The sequence below is a fragment of the Reinekea marinisedimentorum genome, assembly GCF_004341165.1.
Taxonomy (GTDB): Bacteria; Pseudomonadota; Gammaproteobacteria; order Pseudomonadales; family Natronospirillaceae; genus Reinekea; species Reinekea marinisedimentorum.
Genome location: NZ_SLZR01000008.1, coordinates 12,329 through 24,946, shown reverse-complemented (window position 1 = coordinate 24,946; position 12,618 = coordinate 12,329). Strand labels below are relative to the sequence as shown.

Below are 12,618 nucleotides of genomic sequence, written 5' to 3'. Positions count from 1 at the left end.
GGTTGCGCACTTGCAAGCGTTAATTATTATTTGTATGTTTGGCACATATTTACCTTAAAAAAGCCAAGCTTGTAAAGTATAGCTGAACAAAAGTTCGGGCACGCTGTCACAGAAAACCTTCATCAGAACGTCACTGCAGGAATAAAAATGAAGATAGGAATTATTGTTTGCGGGCTGGTTAACCCGAAGCTGGTGCCAGAGTTCGGCGAATATGCCGACATGATCAAAGCCACGCTGTCACCCCATGGGGATTTTGCGTACAGCCTATACAGCGCACTGGATATGACATTACCCGCCAACCCGGACGAATGCGACGGATACATCATCACCGGCAGCGTTCATGATGCCTATGCGGACGAGCCGTGGATACACAACCTGGCGAGCTGGATCCGTCAACTGGATGAAATAAAGAAGCCGCTCGTTGGCATTTGTTTTGGCCATCAGATTATCAGCATTGCCTTGGGCGGTACGGTTGAAAAATCATCCAGGGGCTGGGGTATCGGCATGAGCTATAACCAGATTGAAGCAACGCCTGAATGGATGACCCCGAAGCAAAAAAACCTCAACTTGCTGGTCAGCCACCAAGATCAGGTCGTCCAGCTTCCGGCTGAGGTTAACCTGCTGGCCGCCAGTGATTTCTGTCCGTACTTTATGTTCGCTAAAGACGCGCACATTCTAACAGTACAGGGGCACCCGGAATTTTCGCCGGAGTTTGTGCAACGTCTCATTGAGGCCAGACACACGGTGTTGGGTGAAGCGCACTATCATAAAGCGATGACAAGCCTGCAGGACCCTGCGGACTCAAATACCGTGATGAAATGGATAGCCAATTTCCTGCAGATCAACCGCAACCCAGCGCAATAAGAATAAAGACCGCACTGCTGCCAAGCTTTTGAATTCAACTTAGGGCTGCGACGCACAGCCCTCATACATTCAAAAGCTACACCACTCAGGGTGCGGCAGAGCCTCTGGGCACCTGCTGCGTAATGCAGTGAATATTGCCACCGCCAAGCAACACTTCCCGCGCCTCAATACCGATGATTTCGTAACCGGAAAACACCCGCTGCAATACCGCACGCGCCTGCTGATCATGGCGTTCATCAAGCAGGGGGAAGATAACGCGGCCATTGGTAATCAAAAAATTCGCGTAGGATGCCGCAAGCCTTGTACCCGGCTGCCGATCCATCATCGAGCTGTGTTTAATGCCGCGGGCTTCTTCTTCGGTAATGTAAAGCGGCCCGGGCATGGGCAGCTTGTGAACCACAATTGGCCGGCCTTTGGCGTCGGTTTCAGTTGTTAGCACATCGTATGCAAGGCGGCTTATCTGGTATTGAGGATCAGCCGGATCATCGCACCAGGTCAACAAGACCTCACCCGGCCCTGCGACATGAAGAATATTATCTATGTGGCCATTGGTTTCATCTTCATAAAGGCCCGCGGGTAACCAAATAACCTTTTCGATGTTCAGATAAATTCTCAGCAGCGCTTCAATATCTGACTTACCAAGTTCTGAATTTCGTCCGGGGTGCAGCAGGCACTCTTCCGTGGTGTAAAGCGTTCCCTCACCATCGCAATGGATTGAACCGCCTTCCAGTACAAAAGGCGCGATATAAAAATCATCCCCGGTCAGGCTTAACATTTGCTCAGCAACCCGACTGTCACGCTCCCACTGTGGGTACAGCCCGTCCACCTCGCCACCCCAAGCATTGAACTGCCAGGAGATACCGCGACGCTGACCCTCCGGGCTTAATAAATAGGTGGCACCGATATCACGCATCCAGCTGTCATCATAAGGTATTGAGAGCACCTTAATGCGCTCCGGAAGCTGCTCCCGTGCGGCTTCGTAGTGGGAAGGCTGGACAATCATAACCACCGGCGTAACCTCGGAGATAGCGCTCGCAACGGCCGCGAAAACGCGCTGTGTTGGCGCTGCACCTAATCGCCAGTTATCCGGCCTTATTGGCCATGCCATCCAAACCTCTGATTGAGGCTGATGCTCAGCCGGCATGTAAAAGCCATCCTGGATAGGCAGGCTGTCTATTCGATGAGTCATTTACATGTAGTCACGCAAGCGATAGTAGGCCATACCCAACACCATGGCAGGCGTTCGGAACAGTTTGCCGCCATCGAACGGCAGGTGTTTAATTTTTTCAAAAACATCGAGCCGCTCGGCGGTTTCTGATACCGCCTCGGCCATCAGTTTACCGGCAAGGCCGGCAGCGGCGATGCCATGCCCGGAAAAGCCCTGGGCATAAAAGATATTATCTTTCAGCCGGCCAAAGTGTGGTCCGCGATTAATGGTCACGGCGACATTGCCGCCCCAGGCCGATTCAATTTTCACATCGGCTAATTGCGGGAACACCTTCAGCATGCTTTTGCGCATCGACTCGGCAAGGTGTCGCGGCTCAATGCCGGAGTAACTGACCTTGCCACCAAACAACATGCGATAGTCGCCGGAGCACCGGAAGTAATCCAAAACAAAATTTATGTCGCAGGCAGATATGTGATTTTTAAGCAGCTTTAATGCGCGCTCTTTTCCTAAGGGCTCGGTTGCACAAACATAGGTTCCCACCGGCATCACCCGGCTTTCGAGCCCCCAGTTCACACCTTTCATATAGGCATTGCCGGCCAACACGACATGGCTGGCCTTCACCGAGCCCCGCTCTGTTTCCACCACGGCCGGGTCTTGGTATTTGATATTGTTGACTTCACTGCCTTCATAAAATTCTGCACCGAGATCTTTTGCGGCCTTCACCAGGCCGAGTGTATAGTTAAGCGGGTGCAAGTGGCCGCTGTTGGAATCAAACAGGCCGGAACTGTAGCGATCGCTATCGATGTTTTCACGCACCTTGTTTTTATCCCACAATTCCAGAGACTGATAACCGTAGACATTTGTCATGTCTTCATACCATTCTTTCAGCTCGCGGTCGTGCCGGTCCTTTAAGCCCAGGTGAACCATGCCGTCGCGCCAGTCACAATCAATGTTGTAATCTTTAATAAAGCCTTTTGTTACGTCCAGGCTTTCAACCGACAAATCCCAAAGCTTTTTTGCGTCGTCTTTATTAACCAGTTTTTCCAGGGTGTACTGATCCGCCCCCCAACCAAAAATCGCCTGACCACCACTGCGCCCGGAAGCGCCCCAGCCCACTCGCTGCGCTTCCAGAACAATAACTTTATAGCCCCGTTTTGCTAATTCCAGAGCTGCCGACGCACCGGTAATACCCGAACCGATGACACAAACATCGGCCTGTTGCTCACCCTGCAACTCCGGAAAGTTAAACTCGATGTTTGCACTGTCGGCATAATAAGAATTTGCATGGGGTTGTTTCATGACTGTTTTCCTTCATTTATTTATAAGTGCAGACGCCCTGACAACTGAACATTAATTACAGATACCACTGGTATTCCAGGGGTGACACCTGAGCCGCAAAGGTTAATTGCTCGCTGTATTTATTTTCCAGATAGACATGGCAATACTCGGGCGTCAGATGGCGGTACAGCACTTCACAGGATCGAAACGCTTCCAGTGCTTCCGGCCAGGACAATGGGAAATGATTTTCCCCCGCCATTTCGTAGGCATTGCCGGTAATCGGTTCAGGCGGGTTAAGCTGTTTATCCATGCCTTCCTGCATGCTCGCAAGAATGACAGCAACAACCAGGTAGGGATTGCAGTCGGCTCCGGCCAGGCGATGCTCAAGGCGGCGGTTCTCTTCGCTGTCGGATGGAATTCGCAGTGCAACCGTTCGGTTATCCCAACCCCAGTTCGGCCAAAGCGCAACAAACTTGTTTGGCTGAAAGCGTCGGTAAGAGTTGGCATTGGGCGCCAACACCGCCATGCTTTGCGGCATGGTTTCCAGCACACCGGCAACAGAATGGTGCAGTATTTCCGGTTTCTTTATGAACAGATTGTCACCCTCTTCATCCAGCAGGCTGATATGAATGTGACAACCACTGCCGGCATATTCGCTATAGGGTTTGGCCATAAAGTTGGCAGTAAAGCCATGCTGTTTGGCAACGGCACGTATTGCGCGTTTCATCAGCAGAGATTGATCACACGCCAGTAAAACATCGGTACTGTGCTTCAGGTTCACCTCAAACTGACCCGGTGCATATTCCGCGGTAATGTTCGCCGCCGGAATATTTTGCGCTTCACAAACCGCAATAACCTCGTCAATAAAGTCTTTAAATTCGTCGAGCTCATCCAGTGAATAAACTTGGGTTTCACTCATGCGCTTTTTACTCAGCGGCATGATGGGCGGCTGAGGCATGCCCTGTTCATCGGGCTCCAGATCCTGCAGGTAAAATTCATACTCAACAGCAACACAGGGTTGATAGCCACGGGCTTTCATCGCCAAAAGCTGACGCCTTAATACCTGGCGGGCATCGGCAAAAAAACCGACCTCTCTTTCGGCGCACAGCATGGTCAGCATTGCCTGTGCGACACCCGGCTTCCACGGAATCACAGACAGCGTATTAGGAACCAGGCGGCACTGCCGGTCGGAATCGCCCTGGTCAAAGCCAAGCCCGGTTTCTTCAATGGTTTCGCCCTGAATATCCAGCGCAAAGACTGAAGCCGGTAGGCACACTCCCTGCTCCACAACCTTAGGCAGCAAAGAAACTGGAATTCGTTTGCCGCGCTCTTTTCCGTTCGTATCAAAAAGAATCAGGTCAACACTCTCAATTTCCGGATGCTGGTCAATAAATTGCTTAACTTCCGGTAAGTGCTCTGCGGTTAACCAGGCTGATTGGTTGATAGGCATTGATACCGTCCTTTACATTTTTCGTCCTTTCAGGCTACTCGAACAGCCTCTCTTCTGTAAAGTATTTAATATCAAAAACCTACAATTGTGACATGCAATGGCAAATTATAATACATAATAATTAACACCTAAGCTTGACTTCCCGCTATTGCCATGGCATTTCTATTACACCGCTTCAGCGCGGAATTCAGCTAAACAGAGCAACAAAAGGCGTAACATCGAATGAATACCATCAAGGAATGGCTATTAGAGCAGAACGCCACAGAAGTGGAGTGCCTTGTGCCCGATATCACAGGCAACGCCCGGGGCAAGATCATCCCGGCCAGTAAGTTTCTCAAGGACAAGGGGATGCGGCTGCCTGAGAGCCTTTTCTTTCAGACGGTTACCGGTGAATGGCCGGACGACGACCAGATGATCGACCTGACCGACAGTGACATGATTTTAAAGCCCGACCCGCACAGTATTCGGCTGGTGCCCTGGGCAAAAGAACCAACGGCTCAAGTTATCCATGACTGCTTTAACAGTGACGGCAGCCTGATAGACATTGCGCCACGCAGCGTACTGCGCAAGGTGCTGGATTTATACGCCAAAAAGGGCTGGACTCCGGTTGTTGCCCCAGAGCTGGAGTTCTACCTGGTCCAGAAAAACCTCGATGAAGACTACCCATTAGAGCCGCCCATTGGCCGCAATGGCCGCCCGGAAACCGCACGCCAGTCTTACAGCATTGATGCCGTCAACGAATTCGACCCGCTCTTTGAAGACATGTACGACTACTGCGATGCCCAGCGTCTGGATGTCGATACCCTAATCCACGAGTCGGGTGCGGCTCAGATGGAAATTAATTTTGAGCACGGCAATGCACTGGAGTGTGCCGACCAGGCGTTTCTGTTTAAAAGAACCGTCCGCGAAACCGCACTCCAGCACGATGTCTACGCAACCTTTATGGCAAAGCCGATGGAGCATGAACCCGGCTCTGCCATGCACATTCACCAGAGCATTCTCGACAGCGACTGTAAAAACATTTTCAGCAACGAAGATGGCACCAAGAGCGAACAGCTTTACCACTTCATCGCCGGACTGCAAAAATTCACGCCGGCCGGCATTGCCATCTATGCCCCAAATGTGAACTCCTACCGTCGACTCATGTTCGGTGACAGTGCACCAACCAACCTTGAATGGGGCGAAGACAACCGCACCGTCGGCATTCGCATTCCTTCTTCCGGTCCGGAATCGCGTCGCGTTGAAAACCGATATGCCGGCGCAGATGCCAACCCCTATCTGGCGATGGCCGTAACACTGGCCTCTGGCTATCTGGGTATGGTTAACAAACTGGAACCGACAAAAAGAGCCACCGATGATACCAGCGAAGATCCATACACCCTTCCCCATACACTCGAGGAAGCTTTGGTTCTGCTGGAAAACAGCGCAGAGCTGAAAGAAATTCTGGGCGAACGTTTCGTCGACGCCTACATCGCAATAAAGCGCAAAGAATATAAAACATTCTTCCAGGTAATCAGCTCTTGGGAGCGTGAATTCCTGTTGCTAAACGTTTAAAGAAGGAATTAAATAATGAGCCAGTTGGTACAGTACGATGCGGAACACTGCTTCCATCCTTTCAGCAACTATCACGATCTGAATAACAAAGGCGCCCGAATGATTGAGCGTGCCGAAGGCATTTATGTGTATGACGAAAACGGTCATGAAATGTTAGATGCTATGTCCGGCCTTTGGTGTACCAACCTTGGCTACAGCTGCGAACCCTTAGTAGAGGCTGCCACCGAGCAGCTGAAGAAGCTGCCGTATTACAACCTGTTCTTCCAGACCACACACCCACCGGCGGCAAAGCTTTCCAAGCTGCTTGCCGAGATCACTCCTGAGGGTTTGAATCATGTGTTCTTCACCGGCTCGGGCTCTGAATGCAACGATACCGTCATTCGTATGGTTCGCTACTACTGGAGCACGCTGGGTAAAGAAGACAAACGCACCATCATCAGCCGAAAGAACGCCTATCACGGCAGCACGATTGCCGGGGCCAGCCTTGGCGGCATGAGCGCCATGCATAAACAAACCGCCGGTGTCGTACCGGATATTGTTCACATAGACCAACCCTACGGATTCGGTGAATGTGAAGATGGAGACTTGCAGGCCTTTGGCCTGGAGCGTGCGCGTCAACTGGAAGCGAAGATTCTGGAGCTTGGCGAAGACAAGGTTGCCGCTTTCATCGCGGAACCTATTCAGGGCGCAGGTGGCGTTATTATCCCGCCGGAAAGCTACTGGCCGGAAATTCAGCGTATTTGCGACAAGTACGAAATTCTGCTGGTGATTGATGAAGTCATCTGCGGCTTCGGGCGCACTGGCGAATGGTTTGCAAGCGAAACCTACAACATCCGGCCCGATCTGCTGTGCATGGCAAAAGGCATTACCTCTGGCTACCTGCCACTGGGTGGCGTCATGGTACGCGATAACGTTGCCGATGTATTGATCAGTGCCAACTCTGAGTTTGCTCACGGCTTTACCTATTCCGGTCACCCAGCTGCCTGCGCTGTGGCCATTGCCAACATCAACGAAATGCAGTCACGCAATATCATTGCCGAGCTGAAAGAAACTATCGCACCCTATTTTGCTGAGAAATGGCAGGAGCTAAGCGAGCACCCGCTGGTCGGTGAAGCTCGCGTTAAGGGTATGGTGGCTGCCATTGAGCTGGTCAGCGATAAGACAACCAACACCCGCTACAAAAAAGAACTCGAAGTCGGCATGAAGTGCCGTGACAACTGCATTAAAAGCGGACTCATTATGCGTGCGGTTGGTGACACCATGATCGTTTCGCCACCACTGATTATTACCAAAAAAGAAATAGACTTGCTCATTGAGCGAGCAAAGAAAGCCCTCGATACAACCTTAGATTCACTTTAAGAAAAACACTGAATAAAGATTCATAGAGAGAGGTTCACCATGGTTCGCACACCAACAAAGAAATCACTTCTTGTCGCACTGGCTGCATCGGTGGCTTTGCAGACGGCATCGGCAAGTGAAGAAAAAGTTTTGCATATTTATAACTGGTCCGACTATATCGCAGCCGACACCATTAAAAACTTTGAAGCAGAAACCGGCATCGATGTTATCTATGACGTGTTTGACTCGAACGAAGTACTGGAGGCAAAAATTCTTTCCGGTCAGACCGGCTTTGACCTGGTGGTGCCCTCGAACGACTTCCTTGGCCGTCAGGCACAGGCCGGTGCGTTCCAGCCACTGAACAAAGATACGCTCACGAACTATGGCAACCTAGACCCTAAGCTGATGTCGGTACTGGAAGGCACCGTAGACCCGGATAATAAATTCGCAGTGCCTTACCTTTGGGGCACCACCGGCATTGGTTACAACGTTGCGAAGGTTGAAGAATTGCTGGGTGAATACGCACCCACCGACAGCTGGGACCTAGTCTTCCAACCAGAGTATATGGAAAAACTACAAAGCTGTGGTGTGGCATTCCTGAACGCTCCCACTGAGATTCTTGCCGCCGCATTAAACTACATCGGCAAAGATCCAAACTCGACCACAACATCCGATTACCAGGACGCACTGGCACTACTGGAGCCTATCCGCCCTTACATCACTTACTTTCACTCTTCACAGTACATCAATGATTTAGCCAACGGTGATATTTGCGTTGCTATCGGCTGGTCCGGCGATGTATTGCAGGCAGCAGACCGTGCCTATGAAGCCGACAACGGTATCGAAATTGAATACAGCATTCCTAAAGAGGGTGCTCTGGCCTGGTTTGATCTAATGGCCATCCCCAACGATGCCAAACACCCGGAAAATGCCATGCTGTTTATCAACTACCTGCTGCGCCCTGAAGTGATTGCAGAGGTCAGCAACTATGTTTGGTATGCCAACCCGAATACCGCTTCACGCGAGTTCATCGATGAAGAAATTCTGGCCAACCCAGGTATCTACCCGCTGCCGGAGGTTTCTGAAAAACTCTACAGCAATAAGATGCTGCCGCTGAAAGTTTCCCGTGTAATCACCCGCACCTGGTCTGAATTCGTTAAAAACTGATTAAGACGTTATGCCCTGGCTTTCACCGGCCGGGGCTCTTGCTTTTTAAGAGAGAGTTGCAATGACCGAAACTGCTTTAGAAAATGCTGCGCAGCGGCACCATTCAAATGGCCATGACAACCCTGAACCTGACCATTCTGCAGAGGCGGGCGAACTGAGCGATGACAGCCAGAAAGTGCCGTTACTGAAAATTCAGGGGCTGACCAAAACATTTGATGGTCACGCGGCGGTCGATAACCTGGACCTCACCATCTATCAGGGCGAAATCTTCGCGCTCGTCGGTGCTTCCGGTTGCGGTAAATCGACCCTGTTACGAATGCTGGCCGGCTTCGAAAAACCAGACTCCGGAAACATCATCCTGGCCAACCAGGATCTTTCCGGCATTCCGCCCTACCGCCGCCCGGTCAATATGATGTTCCAGTCTTACGCCCTGTTTCCTCACATGACGGTTTACAACAACATTGCCTTTGGCCTGAAGCAGGAACGGCTTTCCAGCGCTGAGATAAAACGCCGGGTTGAAGAGCAGCTGGAGTTGGTTCATATGAGTGAATACGCCAACAGAAAGCCACACCAGCTTTCCGGCGGCCAGCGTCAGCGCGTCGCCCTTGCACGCAGCCTGGCTAAGCAACCCGCCCTGCTACTGCTGGATGAGCCAATGGGCGCACTGGATAAAAACCTGCGGGAAAAAATGCAGCTCGAGATTGTCGATATTCTTGAGCGGGTAGAGGTAACCTGCGTCATGGTGACACACGATCAACAGGAAGCCATGACCATGGCCGATCGCATCGCCATTATGAATCGGGGTCAGTTCGTGCAGATAGGTTCACCCAAAAATCTGTATGAATCACCCAACTCGCGCTACGCCGCTGAGTTTATTGGCTCGGTTAATATTTTTGAAGGCACACTGGAATCGAACACGGATGCCCGCTCAGTTATTCAGTGCCCAAGCATCGACAACCCCATCGCGCTCAGCCACGGCATTACCGCAACACCCGGCAGCAAACTGATGGTTGCTGTTCGCCCGGAAAAACTCTACCTGACCACAGATTCTTCGCCACAGGAAAACAGCTGCAGCGGCATTGTTGAAGACATTGCCTACCTGGGCAGCCAGTCAATATTTTATATTCGGCTACCGAGCAATAAGCTTGTGACGGTCTCGGTTCAAAATGTCAGCCGGCAGGAAGAGCTGCCCAACTGGAATGATCCCATCAATGTATATTGGGAAATGGACAGCGCCGTGGTACTGAAAATATGAAGTTATTCAACGCTATTAAATCGATACCGCTGAAACGCTATGCACTCATTGCCGTGCCTTACAGCTGGTTGTTATTGTTTTTTTTACTGCCGTTTCTTTTCGTATTTAAAATCAGCCTCGCGGAAGCACAAATATCGATTCCGCCCTATTCCAGCCTGTTCAGTTTTGTCGATAACCAACTGAGTATATTTCTCAATATTGGCAATTATCTTTATTTAATCGAAGACAGCCTTTATGTGTCGTCTTACTTGCAGTCGGTCTGGATCGCATTTTTCTCTACCCTGCTTTGCCTGCTGATTGGCTTCCCCACCGCCTGGGCCATCGTACACTCGAAGCCTTCCATGCGTAACGTTTTATTAATGCTGATTATTCTGCCTTCCTGGACCAGCTTTCTGATTCGCATCTACGCCTGGATAGGCATCTTAAAAAACAATGGTCTGCTCAATAATGCGCTGATGTCGATCGGCCTCATCGACCAGCCACTGCACATTATGCATACCCAAATCGCCGTCTACATCGGCATTGTTTATAACTACCTGCCCTTTATGGTACTGCCGATTTACACCGCACTCATGAAGGTCGATTACTCGCTGATGGAAGCCGCTTCCGACCTGGGCGCACGGCCGGCCGTATCCCTTTTTAATGTGCTGATTCCTCAGGCGAAGGCCGGGCTTATTGCCGGTTCAATGCTGGTATTCATCCCCGCGGTCGGTGAAGTCATTATCCCGGAACTGCTCGGCGGGCCGAATTCCCTGCTCATTGGTCGCGTGCTCTGGCAGGAATTCTTCAACAACCGTGACTGGCCGGTCGCATCGGCCGTCGCCATCGTCATGCTGTTGGTTTTGATGGTGCCGATCGTGTGGTTTCACCGCTATCAGAAACGGGAAATGGAGGCCTCCAGATGAATGCGATTCCGGAATACAACAGTAAGTGGAAATGGATGATCATCGGGCTGGTGCTGGCGTTTCTGTATATCCCTATTCTGTTGCTGATGATCTACTCATTTAATGAGAGCCGCCTGGTAACGGTATGGTCCGGCTTTTCAACAAAATGGTATGGCGAGCTGCTGCGTGATGAGCTGCTGATGAAGGGGTTCAAAACCAGCCTGATCATTGGTGTATTTTCCGCCTCTGCCGCCGTCGTGCTGGGTACAATTTCCGCGTTTATCATGCAGCGCTTTACCAGCTTCCGCGGAGAAACCGGCTTTGCCTTCATGATTACAGCGCCGCTGGTCATGCCGGATGTGATTACCGGGCTTTCGCTACTCCTGCTATTTATCTCGCTGGGGCAATTCTTTGATCTGTTCGCTCAGCGCGGAATGCTCACTATATGGATTGCGCACGTCACCTTCTGTACCGCTTATGTGACGGTCGTGGTCAGCTCGCGGCTGCAAGAGCTGGATAATTCTATCGAAGAGGCCGCACAGGATTTGGGCGCGGCGCCGGTGAAGGTATTTTTCCTGATCACCCTGCCCATGATTGCACCGGCACTGGTCGCCGGCTGGCTGCTGGCCTTCACGCTTTCGCTGGATGATCTGGTGATTTCAAGCTTTGTTTCCGGCCCCAGCTCAACAACGCTGCCGATCGCCGTGTTCTCGAGTGTGCGCCTCGGCCTGAGCCCTAAAATCAATGCTCTGGCCACTATTATGGTACTCATTGTATCATTCGCAGCCTTCTTGGGTTGGTGGCTTATGTCGAGAGCTGATAAGAGACGCCGCCAGGAAATCAGGGCTTCAATAACTTAGCCCATGCCAGTCAATACCGGGAACCGCCAATGGATGTAGGTAAACAGTTAAAAGCCATTCGCTCTATGAAAGGCATATCACAGCGAGAGCTTGCCAAACTGAGTGGTGTTACCAATGCCATGATTTCACAGATTGAGAAAAATCAGGTGAATCCGTCCATTGGCTCACTGAAGAAGATTCTCGATGCTATGTCGATATCAATGGGTGATTTTTTCACCATCGACATCGAAGCCAAAGATAAGATCTTCTTCAGCAGTGATGAGCTGGTAGACATCGGCGACAGCACCATCAGCATGTTGCTGGTCGGCAGTCAGATTAAAGACCGTAAGCTGGCAATGATTCGCGAAACCTACCCGCCCGGCGCCGACACCGGCACCGACTTTATGCAGCACGAGGGTGAGGAGATTGGCATTGTCCTGCGCGGTGAAATCGAAATTACCGTCGGCAACCAGAAACAGGTGCTGAAGCCCGGCGACTCTTACTATTTTGAAACCCGCCAGCCACATCGATTCCGTAATATCGGCAAGGTTGAGTGCGAGCTGATCAGTGCGGCGACCCCGCCGACCTTCTGACCGTTAGCCCGTTTACACCATGCCACTCTGGCGTTGGCAGGCGACGGTGAGGTGCCGATACGCTCTAAAACTCGCTTTACAGTGGTTGACACCCGCTCGAACACTGATAAAGCCCCTAAACCACTGTGTCTCAGTGAAAATCAACCCCACATCATTTGCCTATCTCAGCTCAGGTGTATATTCTTCACGCACCGAGAACATATAATAATACAAATATAATTTGGACAT

General features: G+C 51.1%; 11 protein-coding genes. 8 read left to right on the top strand and 3 right to left on the bottom strand.

Features of this window, described 5'->3' with window-relative positions; translation table 11 throughout:
• The first annotated feature begins 147 nt into the window (after positions 1-147).
• A complete protein-coding gene (locus BCF53_RS10225) occupies positions 148-864 on the top strand; it encodes a glutamine amidotransferase-related protein (RefSeq protein WP_132701643.1) in 717 nt (238 codons plus the stop codon).
• An 85-nt stretch (positions 865-949) separates the two neighbouring features.
• On the opposite strand, the gene aguA is transcribed toward BCF53_RS10225, so the two are convergent.
• Genes aguA through BCF53_RS10210 form a run of 3 tightly spaced genes read right to left on the bottom strand, consistent with a single transcriptional unit; the run spans position 950 to position 4,760 of the window.
• A complete protein-coding gene (aguA, locus tag BCF53_RS10220; RefSeq protein WP_132701642.1) occupies positions 950-2,053 on the bottom strand; it encodes an agmatine deiminase in 1,104 nt (367 codons plus the stop codon).
• Complete coding sequence (locus tag BCF53_RS10215) at positions 2,054-3,331, bottom strand: NAD(P)/FAD-dependent oxidoreductase (RefSeq protein WP_132701641.1); 1,278 nt, start codon at positions 3,329-3,331, stop codon at positions 2,054-2,056.
• A 55-nt stretch (positions 3,332-3,386) separates the two neighbouring features.
• Entirely contained in the window at positions 3,387-4,760 is a 1,374-nt protein-coding gene (locus tag BCF53_RS10210; protein WP_132701640.1) for a glutamine synthetase family protein, read from the bottom strand.
• A 222-nt stretch (positions 4,761-4,982) separates the two neighbouring features.
• On the opposite strand from BCF53_RS10210, the gene BCF53_RS10205 reads away from it, so the two are divergent.
• From BCF53_RS10205 to BCF53_RS10175, 7 genes are all read left to right on the top strand, one after another.
• Positions 4,983-6,314 (top strand): glutamine synthetase family protein, encoded by a 1,332-nt coding sequence (locus tag BCF53_RS10205; RefSeq protein WP_132701639.1) that lies wholly within the window; start codon positions 4,983-4,985, stop codon positions 6,312-6,314.
• 15 nt (positions 6,315-6,329) lie between these two features.
• Entirely contained in the window at positions 6,330-7,673 is a 1,344-nt protein-coding gene (locus BCF53_RS10200) for an aspartate aminotransferase family protein (protein WP_132701638.1), read from the top strand.
• A 39-nt stretch (positions 7,674-7,712) separates the two neighbouring features.
• On the top strand, positions 7,713-8,819 hold the full coding sequence (locus BCF53_RS10195; RefSeq protein ID WP_132701637.1) for an extracellular solute-binding protein: 1,107 nt from the start codon (positions 7,713-7,715) through the stop codon (positions 8,817-8,819).
• A 61-nt stretch (positions 8,820-8,880) separates the two neighbouring features.
• Positions 8,881-10,074, top strand: coding sequence for a polyamine ABC transporter ATP-binding protein (gene potA / locus BCF53_RS10190; protein WP_132701636.1), 1,194 nt, complete (start codon positions 8,881-8,883; stop codon positions 10,072-10,074).
• On the top strand, positions 10,071-10,979 hold the full coding sequence (gene potH / locus BCF53_RS10185; protein ID WP_132701635.1) for a putrescine ABC transporter permease PotH: 909 nt from the start codon (positions 10,071-10,073) through the stop codon (positions 10,977-10,979). The genes potA and potH overlap by 4 nt, the downstream gene beginning before the upstream one ends.
• Entirely contained in the window at positions 10,976-11,818 is an 843-nt protein-coding gene (locus BCF53_RS10180) for an ABC transporter permease subunit (protein ID WP_132701634.1), read from the top strand. Before potH ends, BCF53_RS10180 begins: the two co-directional genes overlap by 4 nt.
• A 29-nt stretch (positions 11,819-11,847) precedes the next feature.
• Positions 11,848-12,390 (top strand): cupin domain-containing protein, encoded by a 543-nt coding sequence (locus BCF53_RS10175; RefSeq protein ID WP_132701633.1) that lies wholly within the window; start codon positions 11,848-11,850, stop codon positions 12,388-12,390.
• Positions 12,391-12,618: the final 228 nt, after the last annotated feature.